This is a genomic window from Marinobacter salexigens, assembly GCF_002806945.1.
In the GTDB taxonomy this organism is placed as follows: domain Bacteria; phylum Pseudomonadota; class Gammaproteobacteria; order Pseudomonadales; family Oleiphilaceae; genus Marinobacter; species Marinobacter salexigens.
In genome coordinates this window covers 54811-79476 of sequence record NZ_NIHC01000006.1, presented here as the reverse complement: position 1 = coordinate 79476, position 24666 = coordinate 54811, and the positions used below count along the sequence as shown (strand labels likewise).

Genomic DNA, 24666 nt, shown 5'->3' with positions numbered 1-24666 from the left:
TGGAAGGTTTGCAGGTTTATCTGAACTTTCGCAGTCTTTGAATTAACGAGGAGGTATCCCAGCGTTTACCCCCCATTTCCTGAACGTCACCATAAAACTGGTCTACCAGAGCTGTAACCGGCAACGAAGCGTTTACTTTCCGCGCTTCATCCAGGCATATGCCCAGATCCTTACGCATCCAGTCCACGGCAAATCCATGGTCAAACTCACCATCAATCATGGTTCCTGAGCGGTTTTCCATTTGCCAGGATTGGGCTGCGCCTTTGGAGATAACATCCACCACTTTTCTGACGTCAAGGTTTGCCTGTTCTGCAAAGTGCAGGGCTTCCGAGAGCCCCTGTACCAAGCCGGCGATGGCAATCTGGTTGACCATTTTGGTTTTCTGTCCGCTACCAGCGGGACCCATCAGGTTCAAAGCTCTGGCGTAGTGCTGCAGCAAAGATTGGGCTTTGGTGTAATCACCCTCGGATCCACCGCACATGACGGTAAGCTGCCCGTTTTGAGCGCCTTGCTGGCCCCCTGATACAGGCGCGTCAATGAAGCCCATGCCCGCTTTGCGTGCCGCCTCAGCGAGCCTCTCGGCAACCCCTGCAGATGCTGTAGTGTGATCTACCAGAATTGCACCGGGTTTTGCGTTAGCCAGAATGCCATTGTCTCCTTCATAAACCGTAATCAGGTCCTTGTCGGCACCGACACAGGTCATCACAAAGTCAGCGTCTTTGACGGCTTCTTTAATTGTTTGGCAGGCGCTTCCGGAATAATCCTTGACCCATTGCGCCGATTTTTCAGGCGACCGGTTCCACACGCGCACAGCGAGGCCCGCGTTGGCCAGGTGGCCGGCCATGGGATAGCCCATAACGCCAAGGCCGATAAAAGTTGCGATAGTCATTGGTTTCTCCTTGTAGAGTTATGGAGGTTAACTTAGCACAGAGCAAACAGTTTGCTGGTTCAAAGGGCGAGACTGAACAGATAAAAAAAGGCCGCTGAATCAGCGGCCTTTTGGTCTTCAGTGCGGGCAGGGGTTACTTCTTGGGGTAATCCCGTGCCGGAGAGCCGGTATAAAGCTGGCGCGGACGACCAATCCGGTAGTCGCCGCTGACCATTTCGTTCCAGTGAGAGAACCAGCCGATGGTCCGTGACATGGCAAAAATTACCGTGAACATGGACGTCGGTATCCCGATAGCCTTCAAAATGATGCCGGAGTAAAAGTCCACGTTCGGGTATAGCTTGCGCTTGACGAAGTACTCATCCTCGAGGGCAATCTGCTCCAACCGCTGGGCAATTTTCAGCAGAGGATCATCTTCAAGGCCCAGTTCGCTCAGCACTTCGTGGGCGGTTTCGGCCATGACTTTGGCTCGTGGGTCAAAGTTCTTGTATACCCGGTGACCAAAGCCCATCAGGCGGAACGGATCGTCCTTGTCCTTGGCCTTGGCAATGAAGGTTTCGATATTGGACTCGTCGCCGATTTCCGCGAGCATTTCCAGTACCGCCTCGTTGGCGCCGCCGTGGGCTGGTCCCCAAAGTGCTGCAATGCCGGATGCGATGCAGGCGTAGGGGTTGGCGCCGGAAGAGCCGGCCAGCCTGACAGTGGAAGTTGACGCGTTCTGTTCATGATCGGCGTGCAGGATGAAGATCTTGTCCATGGCCTTTGCCAGAACCGGATTCGGTTTGTAGTCTTCGCACGGCGTACCGAACATCATCTGCAGGAAGTTTTCTGCATAGGACAGATCGTTACGCGGATACATGAACGGTTCGCCCTTGGCATACTTGTAACACCAGGCTGCAATTGTTGGCATCTTCGCAATTAAGCGGTGAGCGGTGATTTCACGCTGATTTGGGTTGGTAACGTCCATCTGGTCGTGGTAGAACGCAGACAGGGCGCCAACTACGCCACACATGATCGCCATCGGGTGCGCATCACGGCGGAAGCCGTTGAAGAAATTGCGCATCTGGTCATGAAGCATCGTGTGGTTTTTGATGGTTTCGTGAAACTTCTTGTTTTGTTCAGCGGTTGGCAGTTCTCCATTCAGCAGCAGGTAGCAGACTTCGAGGTAGTCTGAGTGATCTGCCAATTGCTCGATTGGATAACCCCGGTGCAACAGGACGCCGTTTTCACCATCAATGTAGGTGATAGCCGACTCACAGGCTGCCGTAGAGACAAAGCCCGGGTCGTAAGTGAAGACGCCTTTCTGGACCAGGCTTCGGACGTCGATAACATCTGGGCCAACTGTGCCGGAATAAACCGGTAGCTCAATGGACTCGTTCCCCACCGAGAGCGTGGCTTTCCTATCCGTCATAGTGCTCTCCTGTTTATCAGCTGTGACAGCGCTGGCTGTCTTTATAGTTGCGCGAGAAGGCGCGTATTATCGCAAAACTGGCGGCAAAATATAGGGTGTTGGCTTTTTTTGTCAATGAAAGAGTGGGGAAACGTTGTGGTTACGCCCTGATTGTAAATCAGGGTTAACACGAATAATGGGGTTCCCAGCAGAGAAATGCATTTGTCAATAGGCTTAATGGCTTGCCCTGTTACACCCAAAGCTCGGTTCATGCGCGAGTTGCGCGTTTGTAATTATACGGGTGTCTCCTTATAATCCCTAGCCCGGAATCGGGGGTTCATCTTCACGGTTGCTTGTGCATAGCAAGCTACCTTGTTGGCGTTCACCCTCCTGAACCAATCGTCTGTCGATATCGTATTGAACATTCGATCCTTACATACCAACTAACCGCCGCCGGCTCGCCGGTTCTGCGGCACCAAAAGAGAGTGTGAGAGCGCTGTGAATAGCAAACGACCAGTAAATCTCGATCTCGGCACGTTTCATTTTCCGCTGCCAGCCATTACGTCCATATTGCACCGCATCAGCGGCATCATCATTTTTGTTGGTGTTGCGTTCATGCTCTACGGACTTCAGCTTTCCCTTTCCGGGGAAGAAGGCTTCAGTCGGGTCAGTGAACTGCTGAACAGCTTCCTTGCCAAGCTGATCACCTGGGGCATTCTGTCTGCTCTGCTTTATCATCTGGTTGCTGGTATCAAGCACCTGCTTATGGATATGGGTATTGGTGAAGAGCTGGAAAGCGGGCGAGCGGCTGCGAAAATCACAATTGCAGTTTCCGTCATCCTCATCGTTCTGGCAGGAGTTTTCGTATGGGCATGAATAGTGTGACCAATATTGGCCGTAACGGTATCCAGGATTGGATCATCCAGCGGGTGTCTGCGTACGTACTGGCTTTTTATACCCTGTTTCTGATTGGTTTTTTTGCAGTGAACACTGATCTGGACTACCAAACCTGGTCGGCTCTGTTTAATCAGACGTGGTTCAAGATCTTTTCATTGTTGGCCTTGCTTTCAATCGGGGCGCACGCGTGGGTCGGGCTTTGGACAGTGTCTACCGACTATATAAAGTCGGCAATGCAGCGTGTTCTGTTTCAAGCGGCATTCATTCTGATTAGTTTTGTGTATGTAGTCTGGGGAATCCAGATTATTTGGGGGCTTTAATCGATGTCTAATATCAAGACCATGTCGTACGACGCAATTGTAATCGGCGGCGGCGGTGCCGGTATGCGAGCGGCCCTGCAGTTGACCGAATCGGGTGTTAAAACTGCGTGTATCACAAAAGTGTTTCCTACTCGTTCGCACACCGTATCTGCCCAGGGCGGTATTACCTGTGCGATCGCAAGTGCTGATCCCAACGACGATTGGCGCTGGCACATGTACGACACCGTAAAGGGGTCTGACTACATTGCTGACCAGGATGCAGTTGAGTACATGTGTTCTGTTGGGCCGCAGGCGGTATTTGAACTTGAGCACATGGGGCTGCCATTCTCCCGTACCGAGCAGGGCCGTATTTACCAGCGCCCGTTTGGTGGTCAGTCGAAAGGCCCGGATGACCCGACTCAGGCCGCACGTACGTGTGCTGCTGCCGACCGCACCGGGCACGCGCTCTTGCACACGCTTTATCAGGCAAACCTTAAAGGCGGCACTACCTTCCTGAATGAGTGGTATGCCGTTGATCTGGTAAAGAACAGTAAAGAAGAAGTTGTTGGCGTGGTTGCCATTGAAATTGAAACTGGCGAAGTGGCATACATCAAGTCCAAGGCGACGGTTCTGGCAACGGGCGGTGCTGGTCGTATCTATGCTTCTACCACCAACGCACTGATCAATACCGGTGATGGTGTTGGTATGGCGTTGCGTGCAGGCTTCCCGATGCAAGATATGGAAATGTGGCAGTTCCACCCAACGGGAATCTACGGAGCCGGTACGCTGGTAACGGAAGGTTGCCGGGGTGAGGGTGGCTATCTGATCAACGCCGAAGGTGAGCGCTTTATGGAGCGTTATGCTCCAAACGCGAAAGACCTGGCAGGCCGTGACGTTGTTGCGCGCTCCATGGTCATCGAGATTCTGGAAGGTCGTGGTTGTGGCCCAGACAAGGATCACGTCTTGCTGAAGCTTGATCACTTGGGTGAAGAAACTCTGAACCTGCGTCTGCCTGGTATTTGTGAGTTGTCTCGTACATTCGCTCATGTAGATCCGGTAAAAGAGCCGGTTCCTGTTGTTCCAACCTGTCACTACATGATGGGTGGTGTGCCTACCAACGTAGGTGGACAGGCTCTGACCCAGGACGAGAATGGTAACGACAAGCCAATTCCGGGTCTTTTTGCCTGTGGTGAGGTGGCCTGCGTATCTGTTCACGGTGCAAACCGACTGGGTGGCAACTCGCTGCTTGATCTTGTGGTATTTGGTCGTGCGGCAGGTCTTCACATCGAAGAGCAACTGCGCAATGGTTTTGAGACTGACGGCGCAACCGATGCAGACATCAAGCGTGCAATGGCACGGCTCGATCGTCTGAACAGCGCATCAGAAGGTGAGAGCGTTGCAGAAGTTCGTAAGGATCTTCAGAACTGCATGCAACTTTACTTCGGCGTGTTCCGTGACGGTAAGAGCATGGAAGAGGGCTTGAAAAAGCTTGAGGCAATCGGTGAGCGTGTTCGCAACACCAAGCTGAGCGACACCAGTAATGCATTTAACACTGCGCGCATCGAGGCGCTTGAGCTGGATAACCTCTTTGAGGTGGCTCAGGCAACCGCAATTGCAGCAAATGAGCGTAAAGAAAGCCGTGGTGCCCATGCTCGTAATGATTTCACCGAGCGTGACGACGAAAACTGGCTGAAACACTCGCTCTACTTCCCGCTGGAAAAGCGTATAGGTAAGCGTGATGTTAACTTTGCGCCTAAAACTGTTGAGTCTTTCCAGCCGAAAGTCCGGACATACTAAGGGGAATGTAGATTATGTTGGTAAGCCTTTACCGTTATAACCCGGAAACTGACAACGCCCCCTATATGCAGGACGTGGAAATTGAGCTTCCGGCAGGAAAGGATCTGATGGTTCTTGATGTGCTTAATCTCATCAAGGAGCAGGATCCCTCAATGGCCTATCGTCGCTCTTGCCGCGAAGGTGTGTGTGGTTCCGATGGCATGAACATGAATGGCAAGAACGGCCTTGCCTGTATTACGCCAATGTCGCAAGTGGTCAAGAATGACAAGCTGGTTTTGCGCCCACTGCCAGGCTTGCCGGTTATCCGCGACCTGGTTGTAGACATGAGCCTGTTTTACAAGCAGTACGAAAAAGTAATGCCGTACCTTGTGAACGATACGCCTGTTCCTGCTATCGAGCGTCTCCAGACTCCGGAAGACCGTGAGAAGCTGGATGGTTTGTACGAGTGCATTCTCTGTGCCTGCTGTTCTACATCTTGCCCATCGTTCTGGTGGAATCCGGACAAGTTCATTGGTCCTGCCGGTCTGCTGCAGGCGTATCGCTTCCTGGCAGATAGCCGTGATACTGCCCAGGCAGAACGCCTTGCCAATCTGGATGATCCTTTCAGTGTATTCCGCTGCCGAGGTATTATGAACTGTGTCAGCGTATGCCCTAAAGGCCTCAACCCCACAAGGGCGATAGGCCATATCAGAAATCTGTTGCTGCATAGAGCTACATAAGCGGCAAGATTTCAGACAGGCGCTATACTGGTCTGAACAGGTTGGAATCCCGGAAGGCCTCGCATTTTTGCGGGGCCTTCAACCAAAGGCTTATAGTCAAAGGTCTTACCCGGGTGCACACTACGCAAGCCGTGGCGGGAACAGCAGGTTTTCTTGCGGCTTTGCAGAATACAAAAATCATTGGGGAACGGAAAACATCCATGTTGGGTGTGGTGGCCACAGTCGATCCCGTAAAAACCCGTATTGACTGATAGTTACCCCTGGCCGACCATACTTGGCTCCCCCGCACCAGCCCAAGGTGAGCTATTCAAAATGCAAGAAAGCATGATGGAACAGTTATGGCAGACGTCCCACTTACAAGGTGGAAATCTGGCGTATGTTGAACAGCTTTTTGAAACCTACCTGACAGACCCTAATGCCGTTCCTGAAGAGTGGCGCAGCTATTTTGACAAGCTTCCAAGCGTTGACGGCAAACATGGTCGTGACGTTATTCACTCTTCTATACGGGAACAGTTTGAACACATCTCCCGCAATCAGCGTTTTTTATCGACGAGCAGCGTGCCTGCTGGCGTTACCTCCGATGCTGATAAAAAGCAGATTCGTGTTCTTCAGCTAATCAACGCTTACCGTTTCCGCGGACATCAGGAAGCAAAGCTTGATCCGCTCGGCGTTTGGAATCGTCCGAAGGTAGAAGATCTGGATTTGTCGTTTCACGACCTGCTTGAGTCAGATCGTGATCTTGAGTTCCAGACAGGTTCCCTGAGCTTCGGTTCTGACACCATGAAGCTTGGCGATATTTACGATGGCCTTCGCGAAACCTACTGCGGAAGCATCGGTGCCGAATACATGCACGTGGTTGATACCCGCATCAAGCGTTGGTTTCAGCAGCGTATGGAACCGGTTCGGTCTGAGCCTAACTTTGAACCCAAAACCCGTACCCACATTCTTGAACGCCTGACAGCGGCTGAAGGCCTGGAAAAATACCTTGGCTCCCGTTATCCCGGCGTTAAGCGTTTTGGCCTGGAAGGTGGTGAAAGCCTTATCCCGTGTATGGACGAACTTATCCAGCGTGCCGGTCATTATGGCGCCAAGGAAATTGTTCTGGGTATGGCGCACCGTGGCCGACTTAATATTCTGGTCAATACCCTGGGCAAAAACCCCAAGGAACTGTTTGACGAGTTTGAAGGAAAAAGACTGGCCGATTCCGGTTCTGGTGATGTGAAGTACCACCAGGGTTTCTCGTCTAACGTGATGACGGAAGGCGGCGAAGTTCATCTGGCGATGGCCTTTAACCCGTCGCATCTTGAGATTGTATCTCCGGTTGCCGAGGGATCTGTGCGTGCACGCCAGACCCGCCGCAATGACACAGTAGGCAATCAGGTTGTCCCCGTCATCATGCACGGTGATGCCGCATTTGCGGGCCAGGGCGTGGTTATGGAAACCTTCCAGATGTCCCAGACCCGTGGTTTCGGCGTGGGTGGTACTATCCACATCGTAATCAATAACCAGGTTGGCTTTACCACCAGTAAACAGGAAGATGCCCGTTCCACAGAGTATTGCACTGACATCGCCAAGATGGTTCAGGCACCCATACTACATGTGAACGCAGACGATCCTGACGCTGTGGTTTTCGTGACTCAGATGGCGATGGATTATCGCAATGAGTTCAAAGGTGACGTGGTTATTGATCTGGTTTGCTATCGTCGCCGTGGACACAACGAAGCGGATGAGCCTGCTGCAACCCAGCCGATGATGTACGAGAAAATTCGTAAACTGAAAACGACACGCACCATCTACGCCGAGAAGCTGGTTGCTGCAGGTGTTGTGACAGAAGACGAAGTCAAACAGATGGAGAATGAGTATCGTGATGCGCTGGATAACGGCGAGCACGTGGTCAAATCTCTGGTGAAAGAGCCCAACAAAGACCTCTACGTTGACTGGGCTCCGTATCTGGGCCACGCCTGGACTGCCAAGTGCAAATCCAGTGTGCCTTTGAAGACTATTCAGAAGCTGGGTAAAAAGCTGACTCAGGTGCCCGAAGGGTTCAGTGTTCAGCGTCAAGTATCCAAAATCGTTTCTGACCGTGACAAAATGACGGCTGGTGCCTTACCCATGAACTGGGGTTATGCAGAGATCATGGCGTATGCCACTTTGCTCAACGAAGGGCATCCAGTGCGTTTGACCGGGCAAGACGTAGGCCGTGGAACCTTCTCGCATCGCCATGCGGTTTTGCACAACCAGAAAGATGGTTCGAGGCACATAGCGCTCTCACAACTCTCTGACAAGCAGCCAAAGTTTGAAATATACGACTCGTTGCTGTCTGAAATGGCGGTGATGGCGTTCGAGTATGGCTATGCAACAACGGCTCCGAACGCTCTGGTTATCTGGGAAGCCCAGTTTGGCGATTTTGCAAACGGCGCCCAGGTGGTTATCGACCAGTTCCTGACCAGCGGCGAGCACAAGTGGGGACGTCTGTGCGGGCTCACACTGTTGCTGCCGCACGGCTATGAAGGGCAGGGGCCTGAGCACAGTTCTGCTCGCCTTGAACGCTTCCTCCAGCTTTCTGCAGAGCACAACATTCAGGTGTGCGTACCCACGACACCTTCGCAGGTGTTCCACATGCTGCGTCGTCAGGTTAAGCGCCCGCTGCGTAAGCCTCTGGTCGCAATCACGCCCAAGAGCCTGTTGCGTCACAAGGAAGCCACGTCGGATCTTGAAGACCTGACCTCAGGTACCTTCCAGACAGTACTTCCCGAGAAAGAGCTGCCTGAAGCGAAAAAGGTCACCCGGGTCATTCTTTGTAGCGGCAAGGTCTATTATGACTTGCTGGAGAAGAAGAAAACCGAAGAGCGAGACGACGTTGCCCTTGTGCGTATTGAACAGCTTTATCCGTTCCCCGGAGAGGATCTGGATGAGACTCTGGCGCAGTACCCCAAGATCAAGACTGTTGTCTGGTGCCAGGAAGAGCCAATGAACCAGGGTGCCTGGTATTGCAGTCAGCACCATATGCGTAACGCGCTGCAACGCCTGAATCCCAAGCTGCATCTTCAGTATGCTGGCCGAAAGGCTTCTGCAGCTCCGGCAGCAGGTCATATGTCTGTGCATATTGAAGAACAGAAAAAACTTGTAAATGACGCGTTTGAAATCTGACGAGCTACCGAACTAAGGAACCGTAATGTCTACTGAGATTAAAGCCCCCGTATTCCCGGAGTCGGTCGCAGAGGGTACCGTCGCGACTTGGCATAAACAGCCTGGCGAAGCCTGTTCACGCGACGACCTGATTGTCGATATCGAAACCGACAAAGTAGTTCTCGAAGTAGTCGCACCTGCTGACGGCGTCATCGAGGAAATTGTTAAAGGCGAAGGCGACACCGTAGAGAGCGGTGAACTGATCGGTAAATTTAAAGCCGGTGCCGTGGCTGACGCTGGCGTTTCTGAAAGTAAGGCCAGCACGGCCGATGCCGACAAAGACGAGGCGAAAGCTGAGCAGAGCCAGGAGTCAGCTGACGCTATTCTTAGCCCGGCTGCGCGTAAGCTCGCTGATGAGAACAATGTTGATCCGAGTGCTGTAAAAGGCACTGGGAAAGACGGTCGCGTTACAAAAGAAGACGTTCAAAATCATGTGGATGCTGCTAAGTCTTCAGGCGAAGCCTCTAAGGCAGCCGCGCCAGCCGCTATGCCTGAAGTGAATGTCGCCGCCGGTGAGCGCCCGCAAAAACGTGTGCCCATGACCCGCCTGCGCGCCAGTATCGCAAAACGCCTGGTTAATGCGCAGCAAACAGCAGCCATGTTAACGACCTTCAACGAGGTCGACATGGGCCCTATCATGGAACTGCGCAAGCAATATCAGGACAGCTTCGTTAAGCGTCATGATATCAAGTTGGGCTTCATGTCTTTCTTCGCTAAAGCTGCCACCGAAGCATTGAAGCGCTTCCCTGCGGTTAACGCGTCTATCGACGGTAACGATATGGTTTACCACGGCTACCAGGATATCGGTGTTGCGGTATCCACCGAGCGTGGTTTGGTTGTGCCTGTCGTCCGTGATGTCGATGCATTGGGCCTGGCCGATATCGAGAAGAAAATTGTTGAGTACGGCACCAAAGCAAAAGATGGCAAGCTCGCGATTGAAGATATGACCGGTGGCACCTTTACCATCACTAACGGTGGCATTTTTGGCTCGCTGCTTTCTACGCCGATCCTGAACCCACCGCAAACAGCTATTCTGGGCATGCATAAGATCCAGGAGCGCCCGATGGCGGTCAATGGCAAGGTAAAAATCCGTCCGATGATGTACCTTGCGCTGTCCTATGACCACCGCATGGTGGATGGCAAGGAAGCGGTGCAGTTCCTTGTGGCCATCAAGGACATGCTTGAGGACCCGGCGCGTATTCTGCTGGACGTGTGAGCTGACACCTAACGAATCGGAAAACAGGATTTACTATGTCTGATAAGTACGACGTAATTGTTATTGGCGCAGGCCCCGGTGGCTATGTCGCTGCCATCAAAGCGGCTCAGCTTGGTCTCAAAACGGCTTGTGTTGAATCGTGGAGTTCCAGTGATGGCAAAAGCCAGGTACTTGGTGGCACCTGCCTGAACGTAGGGTGCATTCCTTCGAAAGCGTTGCTTGAAATTTCTCACAAATTTGAGGAAGCAAGCCACGACTACGAAATGCAGGGCATTATCGCCAAGGACGTCAAAATTGACGTTACCAAGATGATGGAGCGCAAAAGCGGCATTGTTAAGCAGCTGACTGGCGGTATCGCCGGGCTGTTCAAGTCCAACGGCGTGACGTCTATTCATGGTCACGGCAAGCTTCTGGCTAACCGTCAGGTTGAAGTCACGGATAGCGATGGCAAGACCAAAATCTACGAAGCCGAGAACGTTATTATCGCTACGGGCTCCAAGCCTATTGAGATACCACCGGCGCCAATGACCGAAGGTTATATTGTGGATTCCGAAGGCGCACTGGAGTTTGATGAGGTGCCAAAGCGCCTTGGCATTATCGGCGCGGGCGTGATCGGGCTTGAGCTTGGCAGCGTCTGGGCTCGTCTGGGTTCAGAAGTAACCGTGCTGGAAGCGCAGGATACCTTCTTGCCGGCAGTTGATCAGCAGGTTGCCAAGGATGCATTGAAGCAGTTCCGCAAACAGGGCCTGAACATTGTTATGGGTGGCCGTGTAACGGGTGCCGAGGTCAAGCGCAAGCTGGTTAACGTTAGCTACGAAGACAGCAAGGGCAAGCAGGAGCTGAAGGTCGACAAGTTGATTGTTGCCGTCGGCCGCAGGCCGTATACAGATAATCTTCTGGCAGCAGATTCTGGCGTCAGCATGGACGAGCGCGGTTTCATCTTTGTTGATGAACAGTGCAAAACCGAAGCGCCAGGTGTTTGGGCCGTGGGTGATGTAGTGCGTGGCCCGATGCTGGCCCACAAGGCATCGGAAGAGGGTGTTATGGTGGCTGAGCGCATTGCTGGCCAAAAGCCCCAGGTAAATTACGACTGCATTCCAAATGTTATTTACACCTCGCCGGAAGTGGCTTGGGTAGGTAAAACGGAAGAAGAGCTCAAGACTGAAGGCGAAGCCTACAAGGTTGGTACTTTCCCATTTGCGGCTAATGGCCGTGCAATGGCTGCAAACTCCGCCTCTGGTATGGTGAAGATTATCGCCGATGAGAAAACTGACCGGATTTTAGGCTTCCACATTGTTGGCCCTCAGGCATCAGAAATTGTTGCTCAAGGCGTTATTGCTATGGAATTCGGGTCCAGTGCAGAAGATCTGGCGCTGACTTGTTTTGCACACCCGACTCTTTCCGAGTCTGTGCATGAGGCAGCTCTGGCAGTCAACGGTGGCGCGATTCACATCGCAAACCGTCGCAAAAAGAAGTAACGCAAAACAGGAAGGAGGGGCGTCCGCAATGGCGCCCCTTTACTATAAAAAGACAGATTTCCGTTTGCGATCGTGGTGAGCTGAGGTGACCCCCTTGCTCACCGAACAGAATTCGCGTTTAAGGCTCCTCTTGCGGGGAGTAGCGGGTTCACTTCCGTACGTGGTTATCCTCCATCAAAAAGCGGGACACTAAACTATGAATTTGCATGAATATCAGGGCAAACAGCTTTTCGCTGAATATGGCCTGCCCGTATCTCAAGGCATTGCCTGCGATACTCCTAAAGATGCGGTTGCAGCCGCTGATGAAATTGGCGGCGATGCGTGGGTGGTCAAAGCCCAGGTTCACGCGGGTGGCCGTGGTAAGGCTGGCGGCGTAAAGCTGGTCAAGAGCAAAGAGGAAATTCGTGAGTTTGCTGAAAAGTGGCTGGGTAAGAACCTGGTAACTTATCAGACAGACGAAAACGGCCAGCCAGTCAGCAAGATCCTGGTTGAGTCCCTGACCGATATTGATCAGGAACTGTATCTGGGCGCGGTTGTTGATCGTGCTTCCCGTCGCATTGTATTCATGGCATCCACTGAAGGTGGGGTCGAGATCGAGACGGTTGCTGAAGAAACTCCGGAAAAGATCCTGAGAGCTGAAATTGATCCGCTGGTGGGCGCACAGCCATTCCAGGGTCGCGAGTTGGCATTCAAACTCGGCCTTGAAGGCAAGCAGATCGGGCAGTTCACCAAGATTTTCATGGGCTTGGCAAAACTGTTTGAAGATCGTGACTTGGCTCTGCTGGAAATCAACCCGCTGGTCATTACTCCGGCCGGTGACTTGCACTGCCTGGACGCCAAGATTGGTGTCGACGGCAACGCTCTGTACCGCCAGAAGAAAATCCAGGAAATGCACGATCCTTCCCAGGAAGATTCTCGTGAAGCGGAAGCTGCCAAATGGGAACTCAACTACGTAGCGCTCGATGGCAACATTGGCTGCATGGTTAACGGTGCTGGCCTGGCCATGGGTACCATGGACATCATCAAGCTGTCTGGCGGTGAGCCGGCAAACTTCCTTGATGTGGGCGGCGGTGCAACGAAAGAGCGCGTTTCCGAAGCGTTCAAGATCATCTTGTCTGACGACGCAGTGCAAGCCGTACTGGTTAACATCTTCGGTGGTATTGTGCGCTGCGACATGATCGCCGAAGGCATTATTGGCGCGGTCAAAGAAGTCGGCGTCAAGGTTCCTGTGGTTGTGCGCCTTGAAGGCAACAACGCTGAGAAGGGCACCAAGGTACTTGCCGAAAGTGGCCTGAACATTATCGCCGCCACCAGTCTGGCGGATGCTGCAGAGCAAGTTGTTAAAGCCGCAGGGGGTAAATAATGAGCATCCTGATTAATAAAGACACCAAGGTTATCTGCCAGGGCTTTACCGGCGCGCAGGGTACCTTCCACTCAGAACAGGCCATCGAGTATGGCACCAAAATGGTTGGTGGTGTCAGCCCGGGTAAGGGCGGTACTGAGCATTTGGGCTTGCCAGTATTCAATACTGTTCGCGAAGCAGTAGAAAAAACCGGAGCTGAGGCTACCGTGATCTACGTTCCGGCTCCCTTCTGTAAAGACGCAATCATTGAAGCGGCTGATGCCGGCATCGAGTTGATTGTGTGCATCACCGAAGGTATCCCGACTATCGACATGCTGTACGCCAAAGAATACGTTGATCGTAAAGGCGTTCGCATGATTGGTCCTAACTGCCCAGGTGTTATCACCCCGGGCGAGTGCAAGATTGGCATCATGCCGGGCCACATCCACAAGCCAGGCAAGGTGGGCATCGTGTCCCGTTCCGGTACCCTGACTTACGAAGCGGTCAAGCAGACCACAGACTTCGGCTACGGTCAGTCTTCTTGCGTAGGCATCGGTGGTGACCCGATTCCGGGTTCCAACTTCATCGATATCCTTGAGCTGCTGCAGAACGATCCGCAAACAGAAGCAATTGTGATGATCGGTGAAATCGGCGGTACCGCTGAAGAAGAAGCGGCTGCTTTCATCAAGGAAAACGTCACCAAGCCAGTGGTTGCCTATATTGCCGGTGTTACTGCACCTCCAGGCAAGCGTATGGGCCACGCCGGAGCTATCATCTCTGGTGGTAAAGGCACGGCAGACGAAAAGTTTGCGGCGTTGAATGATGCCGGTGTTAAAACCGTGCGCAGCTTGGCCGATATTGGCAAGGCTTTGAAGGAAGTGACTGGCTGGTAAGCCGGTTCGCAACCGAAAACAAGCCCCCGGGTTCGAAAGAATTCCGGGGGTTTCGCGTTATAGGCGAACAGTTTTATAACTGTTTGCTTAACGCAGACGGATGTTGCGACTATAATGCCCGGTCAGCCTGATTTCTGAAGCTGCATATATGCGGTAAATCAGGCACCTTTAAAACAGAAAGAAGGAGTTCGTGCTTTGAGTTCTGTCGATTCCCAGCAAAGAGTTTTGTCCGGCATGCGTCCGACCGGCAAGCTTCACCTCGGCCACTACCACGGTGTGCTGAAAAACTGGGTGAAACTCCAGCACGAGTTTGAGTGCTTCTTCTTTATTGCCGATTGGCATGCCCTGACAACACAATACGATGATCCGTCCGGCATCGAACAAAGCGTCTGGGACATGGTTATCGATTGGCTGGCTTCAGGGGTCAACCCTGGCTCCTCCACCATGTTTATCCAGTCTCAGGTGCCTGAGCATGCGGAACTGCACCTGCTTCTGTCCATGATCACACCGCTGGGTTGGTTGGAGCGGATTCCCACCTACAAGGATCAGCAGGAAAAACTGCGGGAAAAGGATCTGGCCACCTATGGCTTTCTTGGGTACCCCCTGCTGCAGACTGCAGACATACTGATGTATCGCGCGGGTAAGGTACCTGTAGGTGCAGACCAGGTGTCCCATGTGGAAATCACCCGCGAAATTGCGCGCCGGTTTAACCATATTTATGGGCGCGAGCCCGGGTTTGAAGAGCAGGCGGAATCTGCCATCGTGAAGATGGGCAAGAAAAACGCCAAACTGTATCGCACTCTCAAAAAGCGTTACCAGGAAGAGGGTGATATGGAGGCGTTGGAAACTGCTCGAGCGCTGCTTATGGAACAGCAAAACATCTCCCTTGGTGATCGCGAGCGCCTTTATGGCTTTATCGAGGGTGGTGGCAAGATCATATTGCCCGAGCCGCAGCCACTTTTGACGCCAGAATCAAAAATGCCGGGGCTGGACGGACAAAAAATGTCCAAATCCTATAACAACTACATAGGCCTGCGAGAAGAGCCTGACAGCGTGGCTCAGAAAGTTCGTACCATGCAGACCGATCCCCAGCGAGTGCGTCGTACAGACCCAGGCGAGCCTGAAAAATGCCCGGTGTGGGGTCTGCATAAAGTTTATTCCGATGAAGCAACCAAAGAATGGGTTCAGACCGGTTGCCGCAGTGCGGGCATAGGTTGCCTCGATTGCAAGACACCCTTGATTGATGCGGTTCTGGAAGAGCAGCGGCCTTTGCGGGAGCGGGCACTTGACTACGAAGCCAACCCTGACCTTGTTCACTCTATCCTGCAGGAAGGTCGTGAGCATGCGCGGGATGCAGCCAGAGATACCTTGGAAGAAGTCAGGGCTGCCATGGGACTGAGCTATCGCTAACCCGGATCAGGCGCCGGTAGCTCGGGTATCGGGGAAGGAGGTAGTCGACCTTCCCAGTGATCTCTATATCCCGCCGGATGCACTTGCAGTATTTCTCGAGGCTTTTGAAGGCCCTCTTGATTTGCTGCTCTATCTCATACGGCGCCAGAATATGGATATTCTGGACATAGACGTCAGTGAGATAACCCGGCAGTACATGGAGTATATCGGTGCCGTAGAAGCCATGCGTTTTGAGTTGGCGGCAGAATACCTTGTGATGGCTGCTACGCTCGCAGAAATAAAGTCTCGCATGCTGCTGCCGAGGCACGAGACCGAAGAAGAAGACGAGGTGGATCCGCGAGCTGAACTGATTCGCAGGCTGCAGCAATATGAGCGCTTTAAAAAAGCGGCGGAAGATATTGATGCACTGCCGCGTATGGAGCGCGATACCTTTCCTGCGTCTGCATCCTTGCCAAAACTGCCGTCACATCAAGCGCATCCGGATGTTGATATGCGGGATCTGCTTCTTGCCCTTCAAGGTGTGCTGAATCGCGCCGATCTTTTTACCAGCCACCATGTTGAGAGAGAAAGGCTGTCCACCCGAGAGCGAATGTCGGCAATCTTGTCCGTATTGCGGGATGACCAGTTCGTCAGCTTTCAGAGCCTGTTTACTATAGAAGAAGGGCGACTTGGGGTGGTGGTAACGTTTCTGGCAACCTTGGAGTTGGTGAAAGAGCAATTGATAGAAATGGTGCAAGCAGAGGTACTGGGCCCTATTCACGTGCGTGCGCGGGCGGCACGCTAGCAAAGAAGGTCATGCACTGGAACACGGTGCAGCGATAAACGGATACCCATCATGAACGAAAAAGACCTCTCCAGAATTCAAGCTATAGCCGAGGCGGCGCTGCTGGCTGCGGGTAAGCCTTTGTCTCTCGACCAGTTAAGGGGGTTGTTTGGCGAGGATGAGCGGCCGGCCAAGCAGGTGATGGAGCACGTTATGATGCTGCTGGGCAATGCCTGTGAGGGTCGTGGCTTTGAACTGCGTAAAGTGGCCAGCGGTTATCGGCTGCAGGTTCGTGATGAGTTCGCTCCCTGGGTCAGCCGGTTGTTTGAAGAAAAACCTCAACGCTACTCCCGCGCATTGCTGGAAACTCTTGCCCTGATTGCCTATCGCCAACCCATCACTCGTGGCGAGATTGAAGATATCCGCGGTGTTGCGGTAAGCAGCAATATCATTCGCACCTTACTTGAGCGAGAGTGGGTTCGTATTGTTGGGCATCGGGATGTCCCCGGCCGGCCGGCCATGTATGCAACAACCCGGCAGTTTCTCGACTATTTCAATCTTTCAGGCCTGGGTGAGTTACCGCCTTTGTCGGAAATCCGGGATCTGGAAGAAATTGGTCGGGAAATTGAAAAGGATATACAGGCTGAGATCGAGTTTGATGCAACATCGACGCAGCCTGCGGGCGAAAGCCCGCCAGACCAGACATTTCACTGATATCATTCGGGTATCAGTCAGCGATTAAGGATTATTTCATGGCGTCAGAACGCCCCGGAAGAAAAGCAAAACCGACTGCAAAGCCGGTTGTTGATGCGGTTACTAATGAAGGCCCTGAGCGGATTCAGAAGCTCCTGGCTCGTGCCGGAATCGGTTCGCGTCGGGAAATAGAAGGCTGGATGGAAGCCGGGCGTCTTACGGTGAATGGTGAAGCTGTTACGCCGGGCCAGAAGGCCACGGTAAATGATCGTTTTGAGCTCGACGAAAAGCGCCTGGAGGTTGCGGCGGCGGCTGTTACCGTTCGCCGGGTGCTTATCTATAACAAGCCTGAGGGTGAGGTAACCACCCGAAAGGACCCCGAAGGCAGGCCAACGGTGTTCGATCGTTTGCCCAGATTGAAAGACACCCGTTGGATATCAATTGGCCGCTTGGATATTAATACGACAGGTCTGGTGCTTTTTACTACAGATGGTGAGCTGGCTAACCGCCTCATGCACCCATCCAGCCAGATTGATCGGGAGTACGCAGTCCGGGTTTTTGGCGAGGTGGATGACGCCATGATTGAGCGCTTGAAGGCCGGGGTGTTGCTGGAAGATGGCATGGCGAAGTTCAGCGATATCAGTCAGGCAGGTGGAAGCGGGATAAATCGCTGGTACCACGTAACCCTTTTGGAAGGGCGTAACCGTGAGGTAAGACGTTTGTGGGAGTCTCAAGGCGTGCGGGTAAGCCGGCTGAAGCGGGTGCGCTATGGCCCTGTTTTCTTGCCCAGCCGGCTGACACTCGGAAAATGGGAGGAATTAGATCAGAAAGCGGTTGATACCCTTAGTCGCACGGTAGGGCTCACGCCTGTGGATATACCTCAGAAAACCCCGGACGAAAAGGCCGCTCACGAGCGGCAGAGAAGAAAAAGCCCCGGCGGCGGAGGTAAGAAAACCGGAAGTCGGCGTTGGGATGTGAGCGATACCAAGCCTGCGCGTAGCGGTGGCTCGGATAAGCCTCGTGGTAGTGCTGGAAAGCCAGCAAGGGGGTCTGGCAGGCCTCGTAAACCCCATTCCGACAGATAATAGCTGAGAAAGGCATAGCCTGGTTGCCTGTGGCCCAGGCTATCTAACCAATGCTGGCAAACACCCGGGTGCAGTTTCGGCCCTGATCCTTTGCTCGATATAGCGCCTCGTCAGCTCGGGCTATCCACTGATTGGCGTTTTCTTCCGGCAGGCGTCTTGCCACGCCGCAGCTGATGGTTATAGAGAGCTCGGTGCCGCCACAATCAACTTTCAGGCTGCCAACAGCATGCCGAACACGTTCAGCAACTTCCCGCGCCTCCGGGTCGCCGGTGTGTGGCAGCAAAACAGCAAACTCCTCACCACCAAACCTGTAAACGCTGTCTGAGTTTCTGATTGCATTCTCAATAGCCTTTGCGGTCAGTTGTAGCAGGTGATCACCTACTACGTGGCCATGTTTATCGTTTACCGCCTTGAAATGGTCCAAATCGCAGAGGATCAGCGAATAATCTTCGCCGTACCGGTCTGCAAGCACGCTTGCCCTCTTAAGATCCTCGTCCATTGCGCGTTTGTTCGGAATAGAGGTTAGTGAATCCGTTAAGGCTGTTTGCTCAATGGCAATATATTGACATGCATTGCGCAGTGGAAAAATCGCAGCACTGATCATCATTTCAATGCCCTGAAGCTCATCATCTGAAAACTTTCTTCGACGGTTCAGGGTGAGGGTGCCGTAGTACATACCCTCGAGGTTCAGGCGGTATTCACAGCGGTGCGGTCCACCCATGCCGGTCGCAAATACAAAGTCACGATGGGCAATTTGATGGCGATAGCTCAATGCGTCGAACGGGATGGTGCTAGCCAGCTCCTCGGCCAGGATGCCTAGCTGGGTTTCCAATGAGAGGGTAGAGGACAGCCGTTGAGTCAGTCTTGTGAGAGGGTCCGGATTGTTTGACCAAGCCTGGAACGCATGCCGCAAGGCAGCCAGATCCTTTGGCTGAGTGGTGGTTCCTTGCATCGACGATATGTTTTTCACGGCAGTTGGCTCTCTCGCAGGGTGTTTCAGTGCTTGTAGTATTCCAAGCATACTTTGTGCCTGATCCATAAAAGGCGTTTTAAAATAGGGTGTTATATTTCTATTGGAGGCAATATAAGACGCTCGTTTTTGTGGACGCTGGTCTTGGCGTCAAAAAAACGGCAAGTTTTTCAGGTGTTGGTGGGTAATGGGTCAAATGGCTTTTTTTAAGGGGGGTGGGGATGAAGAATCCCTGTGGTAAACTCACGGCCTTGTACCGGCCCGTATTCAGAAGTGAGCAACATCCCCTATGACGTTTCAGGCTCCAGAAAGTCTTTCCGAACAGATTGCCCAGCATATAGGCCAACGGATTATTATAAGGGATCTGGTGCCTGGAAGCCGCATTCAGGAGCTCAAGGTTGCCAGTGATCTCAGCGTCAGCAGAGGGTCTGTGCGAGAAGCCCTGCTTATTCTTGAGCGAAGGCATCTGGTTGAGATTTTCCCTCGCCGGGGAGCTGTGGTTTCAAGTCTGACGGTGGACAGCGTCAACAATCTTTATGATATCTATATCGATCTACTGTGCATGCTTGGGCGCAAGTTGGTTGAGCGCTGGGCAGCTAGTGATCTGGATGGAATTTTGATGCGCATCCGGGAAGTCGAAGCAGTGACCCAGGCGATCAATTCACCCGGGCCTGATTCCGCAGAAAAAATAATTGATGCAGGCTACATGGTTATGCGCCATGTCTTCAGGCTGGTAGAAAACCCGTTTCTGGAAGAAACACTGGAAAATTTTCGGCCGGCAATCAGTCGTACCTATTTTGTCGCCCTTGAGAACTTTCAGGGCAGTATAGGGCAAACCGCCGTGTTTTTTCGGCGCTTGGGTGAAGCTGCGCTGAGTGGTGATGCAGATCGCTTACAGTCTGCTATACAGGCGTTTGGTGAGCATCAGCGCCAACAGGTTTTAAGGATTCTCATGGAGGAGGAGAGCGCGTGATATGCGCCTGAAATCCATCAAGCTTGCCGGGTTCAAGTCATTCGTTGATCCCACCACCGTCCCTTTTCCTACCAACCTTACTGCGGTAGTCGGGCCCAATGGCTGTGGCAAATCCAACATTATAGATGCCGTGCGCTGGGTAATGGGGGAGAGCTCCGCCAAGTACCTGCGGGGCGAGTCCATGACCGACGTTATCTTTAACGGCTCCAGTGCCCGTAAGCCGGTCGGGCAGGCATCTATTGAGCTGGTGTTTGATAACAGCGATGGCTCAGCGCCAGGCGAATTTGTCCAGTTTAATGAAATTTCCGTTCGTCGACGGGTTTCACGAGAAGGTCAGTCCGAGTATTTCCTGAACGGCTCCAAATGTCGGCGCCGCGATATTACCGACCTGTTTCTTGGTACCGGCCTTGGACCGCGAAGCTACGCGATTATCGAACAGGGCATGATTTCACGGCTGATCGAGGCCAAACCGGAAGAGCTGCGAGTCTATATCGAGGAAGCTGCGGGCATTTCGAAATACAAGGAGCGCCGCCGGGAAACTGAAAACCGCATGCGTCGTACCCAGGAAAACCTCGAGCGCCTGACCGATCTTCGTGAAGAATTGGGGCGTCAGTTGCAGCACCTTGAGCGTCAGGCCGCTGCTGCGGAAAAATACAAAGCCTACAAGCACGACGAGCGCCAGAAAAAAGCTGAGCTTACGGTGTTGCGCTGGCAATCTCTGGATAACGACCTGCAGGCTTGGCGCGGCAAAATCCGCGATACAGAACTTGAGCTTGAAAAGCAGCTCACCGAGCGCATCAGCCTCGAAACCTCACTTGAATCATTGCGTGACAGTCACCACGAGCGCACGGAGCATTTCAACCGCGCCCAGGCCCGCTATTACGAAGCCGGTGCTGATATTGCCCGCATTGAACAAAGCCTTGAGCATCAGCGGGAACGCAGCCGGCAGACCGCTGTGGAGCTGGACCAGGCTGTGGCCAACCAGAGAGAGATCGCACGGGAACTAAGCCAGGACAAAGATAAGCTTTCTGCTATCCAGGAAGAGCTCGAAATGATTGAGCCTGAGCGGGAAGCCCTGGATATACGCTCCGAAGAGTCCGGTGAGAAGCTACAGCTGGCGGAAGATGCCATGAGTGAGTGGCAGCAGCGCTGGGAAGAATTCAGCGCTCGCTCTGCTGACGCCCGTCGGGAAGCAGAGCTTGCCCAGTCCCGGATTCGTTCTCTTGATGAGGCCATCGTTCAGCTGCAGTCTCGGCAGACCAAACTCCTCGAAGAGCAGGCGCAGTTGGACGCTCAGGTCGATCGCGAGGAATTGCAGCAGTTTCAGGAACAGCAGGAAACTCTGGAGTTACAACGTGAAGAAGCGGCTGAGCGCATTGAAGCGGTTCAGGATGAGCTTCAGCATGCCCGGGTCAACCAACGAGATAACGAGCAGAGTCTCGCGGATGCCCGGCAGCAGGTCCAGAGCCTGCAAGCCGCCTTGGAATCCCAGCAGTCACTGTTGGATGAGCAAATGGGCGGACAGGATGACAAGCTACAGGTATGGCTGTCTGAGCATGGACTGGGTGATCTGCCCCGGGTAGCAGCCAAGCTCCAAATAGATGATGGCTGGGAATTTGCGGCAGAGCAGGTTATCGGGCGTCTCAGCCAAGGGCATCTGCTGCCGGAGATCGATCAAGTCTCAAAAGCTTTGCAGGGCGCGCCCAAAGGCCTTGCTGTCGTCCAAACCGGCACTCCAGGCGAGGCGCCTGCTGATGGTCTTGCAGCCAAGGTGAGTGGCGTGGCTGCAGTAACTGCCATGCTGGCGGGTATCGACGTTGCCGAAACCCTCGAAGAGGCATTATCCCAGAGAAAGACACTAGCCAAAGGGTGCAGCATCATTACCCGGGAAGGTGTCTGGGTGGCGCGGGAGTGGGTTTTGATGCCGGATTCTGATGTCAGCCAGATCGGCGTTATCGAGCGGCAGAAGAAAGTCGATCAACTGGCCGAGCAGTTTGCACAAGCAGAACAGTCTCTGGACGAGGTGGCAACGCGCTATGAAGCCTTGCAGGAAAGAACCGAAAGAGCGGAAACAGCAAGAGATGATGCGCAGGCACAACTTGGCGAAACAGATCGGGCGCTCAGCCATGTGGTGTCGAAAATCAGTGGTCTCCGTGCACGAGCTGAGCAGATTGATGCGCGGCTTACACGCATTCATGAGGAAGCCTCAGACGTAGCGGTTAACCTGGAAGGCCAACAGGAAAACCTCGGCATCGCCCGCGAAGAGTGGCAGCAGGCGCTGGAACAGGCAGAAGACGGTGATGATGAAAAAGAGCGGCTCCTGGAACAGCGTGACCTGCTCAGAGAGAAGCTTGATAGCCTGCGCCAGGAAGCTCGTCATGACCGGGATCATGCCCATCAGTTGCAACTACAGCTGCAAACACTGAACAGCCAGCGGGATGGTCTGAATCAGACTATAGAACGCATGCAGATGCAGAAAGAGCGACTGGAAGAGCGTCTGGAAATTCTCAGGGAGTCCAGAGAAAGCGCTGAAGCGCCTATGGAAGACCTGCAAATGCAACTTGAAGGGCTGCTGGATCGACGGCTTGCCGAGGAAGAAAAGCTCGGCGCGGCTCGTGATGCGCTTGAAGAAATTGATCGTCAGGTGCGGGATAAGGAGCAGGGCAGAAGCGGAATCGATCACCGTGTTCAGGATGTTCGTTCCAGGCTCGAAAAGCTGAAAATGGAATCCCAGGCACTAGAAATTCGTGCAGGCAATCACGTTGAGCAACTGGAAGAGCTCAATGTAAAATTGCAGGACATACTTTTGCAACTGCCTGAGGGTGCCTGTCAGGAAGAGTGGGCAGCAGAGCTGGAAAAAATCGGTAATCGCATTCAGCGTCTCGGGGCTATTAACCTTGCGGCGATTGATGAATTTCAGATTCAGAGCGAGCGCAAAACTTATCTCGACAGCCAGCACCAGGATCTGACCGAGGCTTTGGATATTCTTGATACGGCCATCCGCAAGATAGACCGGGAAACCCGTCAGCGCTTCAAGGAGACGTTCGATCAGGTTAATAATGGCCTGCAGGCGCTGTTCCCTAAAGTGTTTGGCGGCGGGCATGCCTATCTTGAACTGACCGGTGAGGATCTTCTTGAAACCGGGGTGGCTATCATGGCCCGCCCGCCTGGCAAGAAGAACAGCACCATACACTTGCTTTCCGGTGGTGAAAAAGCGCTGACCGCGATAGCGTTGGTGTTCTCAATATTTCAGCTCAACCCGGCGCCTTTTTGCATGCTGGATGAGGTTGACGCACCCTTGGACGACGCCAACGTTGGCCGTTATGCCAATCTGGTCAAGGAAATGTCAAAACAGGTACAATTTATCTACATAACCCATAACAAGATTGCCATGGAAATGGCCGACCAGCTTATGGGGGTTACCATGCACGAGCCCGGATGTTCACGACTGGTTACCGTGGATGTTGAAGAAGCCGCCGCGCTTGCGGAGGCCTGAAGCAGAATTGTAGGCAAACTGCCAAGCATGACAAAAAGGCCATGTGATGCGGCTTTGCGTTGTATTCATTGCGGGCTTTTTTTAGAGTAGCAGGCTGAATCCCTTATTCGCTCCCGGATCTGATCTGCAAACAGGACAGCAGCACTATGTCACTTAGGGAATGGTTAATTGCCATTGGCACCTTGGTTATCATCGCCATTGTTATCGACGGATTGAGACGCATGCGTCGCGCCCGCAAAGAATCTATTGCGATTTCATCCGGTATGGGTGTCGATGACCTCAAAGAGTCTCCGCTGGATGAGTATCATAATCCGGAGCTCCCCAACGGTGGGGCGAGGGCGATTTCCAAAGATACGCTTGAGGAGCGCGGCTACGTGCGGCGAGAGAAACCCTCGCGCACCCACACACAGAAACCGACACGGCCGGTTCGCGAAACGCCGGCGCAAGCCGCGTTTACGCCTGATGACGCAGTGGCCGAGGATCAGGCAGCCGAGAATAGCGGGGATGAATGGGCGCAAGACAACATTGAAACAAACGTCGAAGAGGCTGGCTTAACATCTTTTGAGCAGGATGAACTGACCGCTGATACAGGCTGGGGTGCAGCAGACGACGACCTGTCAGGGCCAGAGCTTGCGGCAGGTGCAACAACTCATGTTGAAGAGGATACGGCCCAGCGTGAGACGCACAATGATGCTGGCCCGGATCAGCCTCTTGCTGGCGCCAACCGCCCGGAAGCCCGTGAGGTTATAGTAATCAACGTGCTTGCTCGCCAGGGCGAAGAGTTTAGTGGAGTAGCTCTGCAGAAATTGTTCGAAGCCTGTGGACTGGCTCATGGTGATATGGATATCTATCATCGCCATGAAGCAGAAGATACCACCAGCCCTGTTCAATTCAGTGTCGCCAATGCCGTAGAGCCTGGTACGTTCAAGCCTAACAACGTAGCCGCCATGACTACACCGGGAATCAGCTTTTTCATGAGCATGCCGGGGCCAACCAATGCACTTCAGGCTTTTGATTTCATGCTCGAAACCGCCCAGTGTGTTGTTCGAAACCTCGGGGGAGAACTCAAGGATGAGCGTCGCAGCGTGATGACAGCTCAAACAATTGAGCACTGCCGGCAGCGTATCCGGGAGTTTGAGCGGAAGCAGCGCTCTCCACTTCACTGAGCAT

General features: G+C 53.3%; 19 protein-coding genes. 16 read left to right on the top strand and 3 right to left on the bottom strand.

Annotated features, from left to right (window positions below):
* Positions 1-16: 16 nt before the first annotated feature.
* Both CDH47_RS12620 and gltA read right to left on the bottom strand, forming a co-directional pair.
* Positions 17-889, bottom strand: a complete 873-nt coding sequence (locus CDH47_RS12620) for an NAD(P)-dependent oxidoreductase (protein WP_100640260.1) — start codon at positions 887-889, stop codon at positions 17-19.
* A gap of 133 nt (positions 890-1022) precedes the next feature.
* Positions 1023-2297 (bottom strand): citrate synthase, encoded by a 1275-nt coding sequence (gene gltA / locus CDH47_RS12615; protein WP_100640259.1) that lies wholly within the window; start codon positions 2295-2297, stop codon positions 1023-1025.
* 477 nt (positions 2298-2774) lie between these two features.
* Between gltA and sdhC the strand changes: the two genes are divergently transcribed.
* The 13 genes from sdhC to rluB all read left to right on the top strand — a co-directional run bounded on the left by sdhC (position 2775) and on the right by rluB (position 18057).
* Positions 2775-3152: a succinate dehydrogenase, cytochrome b556 subunit gene (gene sdhC / locus CDH47_RS12605; protein ID WP_100640257.1), complete on the top strand. Its 378-nt coding sequence runs from the start codon at positions 2775-2777 to the stop codon at positions 3150-3152.
* Positions 3149-3493: a succinate dehydrogenase, hydrophobic membrane anchor protein gene (gene sdhD / locus CDH47_RS12600; RefSeq protein WP_100640478.1), complete on the top strand. Its 345-nt coding sequence runs from the start codon at positions 3149-3151 to the stop codon at positions 3491-3493. The genes sdhC and sdhD overlap by 4 nt, the downstream gene beginning before the upstream one ends.
* Before the next feature lie 3 nt (positions 3494-3496).
* The gene (gene sdhA, locus CDH47_RS12595; protein ID WP_100640256.1) at positions 3497-5269 is read left to right on the top strand and encodes a succinate dehydrogenase flavoprotein subunit; all 1773 of its coding nucleotides are present in this window, start codon (positions 3497-3499) and stop codon (positions 5267-5269) included.
* Between the two features lie 14 nt (positions 5270-5283).
* A complete protein-coding gene (locus CDH47_RS12590; RefSeq protein ID WP_100640255.1) occupies positions 5284-5988 on the top strand; it encodes a succinate dehydrogenase iron-sulfur subunit in 705 nt (234 codons plus the stop codon).
* A 312-nt stretch (positions 5989-6300) separates the two neighbouring features.
* On the top strand, positions 6301-9138 hold the full coding sequence (locus CDH47_RS12585) for a 2-oxoglutarate dehydrogenase E1 component (protein ID WP_100640254.1): 2838 nt from the start codon (positions 6301-6303) through the stop codon (positions 9136-9138).
* Positions 9139-9163: 25 nt separating this feature from the next.
* The gene (odhB, locus tag CDH47_RS12580) at positions 9164-10393 is read left to right on the top strand and encodes a 2-oxoglutarate dehydrogenase complex dihydrolipoyllysine-residue succinyltransferase (RefSeq protein ID WP_100640253.1); all 1230 of its coding nucleotides are present in this window, start codon (positions 9164-9166) and stop codon (positions 10391-10393) included.
* Between the two features lie 35 nt (positions 10394-10428).
* Complete coding sequence (gene lpdA, locus CDH47_RS12575; protein WP_100640252.1) at positions 10429-11871, top strand: dihydrolipoyl dehydrogenase; 1443 nt, start codon at positions 10429-10431, stop codon at positions 11869-11871.
* A 196-nt stretch (positions 11872-12067) separates the two neighbouring features.
* Positions 12068-13234: an ADP-forming succinate--CoA ligase subunit beta gene (gene sucC / locus CDH47_RS12570; RefSeq protein WP_100640251.1), complete on the top strand. Its 1167-nt coding sequence runs from the start codon at positions 12068-12070 to the stop codon at positions 13232-13234.
* Positions 13234-14106: a succinate--CoA ligase subunit alpha gene (gene sucD / locus CDH47_RS12565; RefSeq protein WP_100640250.1), complete on the top strand. Its 873-nt coding sequence runs from the start codon at positions 13234-13236 to the stop codon at positions 14104-14106. The genes sucC and sucD overlap by 1 nt, the downstream gene beginning before the upstream one ends.
* A gap of 195 nt (positions 14107-14301) precedes the next feature.
* Positions 14302-15516, top strand: coding sequence for a tryptophan--tRNA ligase (locus CDH47_RS12560; RefSeq protein WP_100640249.1), 1215 nt, complete (start codon positions 14302-14304; stop codon positions 15514-15516).
* A complete protein-coding gene (locus CDH47_RS12555; protein WP_100640248.1) occupies positions 15509-16300 on the top strand; it encodes a segregation and condensation protein A in 792 nt (263 codons plus the stop codon). The genes CDH47_RS12560 and CDH47_RS12555 overlap by 8 nt, the downstream gene beginning before the upstream one ends.
* A gap of 51 nt (positions 16301-16351) precedes the next feature.
* Positions 16352-16993: an SMC-Scp complex subunit ScpB gene (gene scpB, locus CDH47_RS12550; protein ID WP_100640247.1), complete on the top strand. Its 642-nt coding sequence runs from the start codon at positions 16352-16354 to the stop codon at positions 16991-16993.
* A gap of 38 nt (positions 16994-17031) precedes the next feature.
* On the top strand, positions 17032-18057 hold the full coding sequence (gene rluB, locus CDH47_RS12545; RefSeq protein ID WP_100640246.1) for a 23S rRNA pseudouridine(2605) synthase RluB: 1026 nt from the start codon (positions 17032-17034) through the stop codon (positions 18055-18057).
* A 43-nt stretch (positions 18058-18100) separates the two neighbouring features.
* Here the strand turns inward: rluB and CDH47_RS12540 are convergent, their stop codons facing one another.
* The gene (locus tag CDH47_RS12540; RefSeq protein ID WP_100640477.1) at positions 18101-19027 is read right to left on the bottom strand and encodes a GGDEF domain-containing protein; all 927 of its coding nucleotides are present in this window, start codon (positions 19025-19027) and stop codon (positions 18101-18103) included.
* A 289-nt stretch (positions 19028-19316) separates the two neighbouring features.
* Between CDH47_RS12540 and CDH47_RS12535 the strand changes: the two genes are divergently transcribed.
* The 3 genes from CDH47_RS12535 to zipA all read left to right on the top strand — a co-directional run bounded on the left by CDH47_RS12535 (position 19317) and on the right by zipA (position 24662).
* On the top strand, positions 19317-20000 hold the full coding sequence (locus CDH47_RS12535; RefSeq protein ID WP_100640245.1) for a GntR family transcriptional regulator: 684 nt from the start codon (positions 19317-19319) through the stop codon (positions 19998-20000).
* Between the two features lies 1 nt (position 20001).
* Positions 20002-23496: a chromosome segregation protein SMC gene (gene smc / locus CDH47_RS12530; protein ID WP_100640244.1), complete on the top strand. Its 3495-nt coding sequence runs from the start codon at positions 20002-20004 to the stop codon at positions 23494-23496.
* Between the two features lie 146 nt (positions 23497-23642).
* Positions 23643-24662, top strand: coding sequence for a cell division protein ZipA (zipA, locus tag CDH47_RS12525; RefSeq protein ID WP_100640243.1), 1020 nt, complete (start codon positions 23643-23645; stop codon positions 24660-24662).
* Positions 24663-24666 lie beyond the last annotated feature (4 nt).

Excerpts from the sequence above, each read along its gene's own strand:
- lpdA (WP_100640252.1), top strand. The coding sequence starts at position 10,429 with ATGTCTGATAAGTACGACGTAATTGTTATTGGCGCAGGCCCCGGTGGC.
- gltA (WP_100640259.1), bottom strand. The coding sequence starts at position 2,297 with ATGACGGATAGGAAAGCCACGCTCTCGGTGGGGAACGAGTCCATTGAG.
- rluB (WP_100640246.1), top strand. The coding sequence starts at position 17,032 with ATGGCGTCAGAACGCCCCGGAAGAAAAGCAAAACCGACTGCAAAGCCG.
- CDH47_RS12620 (WP_100640260.1), bottom strand. The coding sequence starts at position 889 with ATGACTATCGCAACTTTTATCGGCCTTGGCGTTATGGGCTATCCCATG.
- CDH47_RS12590 (WP_100640255.1), top strand. The coding sequence starts at position 5,284 with ATGTTGGTAAGCCTTTACCGTTATAACCCGGAAACTGACAACGCCCCC.
- zipA (WP_100640243.1), top strand. The coding sequence starts at position 23,643 with ATGTCACTTAGGGAATGGTTAATTGCCATTGGCACCTTGGTTATCATC.
- sucC (WP_100640251.1), top strand. The coding sequence starts at position 12,068 with ATGAATTTGCATGAATATCAGGGCAAACAGCTTTTCGCTGAATATGGC.
- sdhD (WP_100640478.1), top strand. The coding sequence starts at position 3,149 with ATGAATAGTGTGACCAATATTGGCCGTAACGGTATCCAGGATTGGATC.
- sdhA (WP_100640256.1), top strand. The coding sequence starts at position 3,497 with ATGTCTAATATCAAGACCATGTCGTACGACGCAATTGTAATCGGCGGC.
- CDH47_RS12535 (WP_100640245.1), top strand. The coding sequence starts at position 19,317 with ATGACGTTTCAGGCTCCAGAAAGTCTTTCCGAACAGATTGCCCAGCAT.
- odhB (WP_100640253.1), top strand. The coding sequence starts at position 9,164 with ATGTCTACTGAGATTAAAGCCCCCGTATTCCCGGAGTCGGTCGCAGAG.
- CDH47_RS12585 (WP_100640254.1), top strand. The coding sequence starts at position 6,301 with ATGCAAGAAAGCATGATGGAACAGTTATGGCAGACGTCCCACTTACAA.
- scpB (WP_100640247.1), top strand. The coding sequence starts at position 16,352 with ATGAACGAAAAAGACCTCTCCAGAATTCAAGCTATAGCCGAGGCGGCG.
- smc (WP_100640244.1), top strand. The coding sequence starts at position 20,002 with ATGCGCCTGAAATCCATCAAGCTTGCCGGGTTCAAGTCATTCGTTGAT.
- sucD (WP_100640250.1), top strand. The coding sequence starts at position 13,234 with ATGAGCATCCTGATTAATAAAGACACCAAGGTTATCTGCCAGGGCTTT.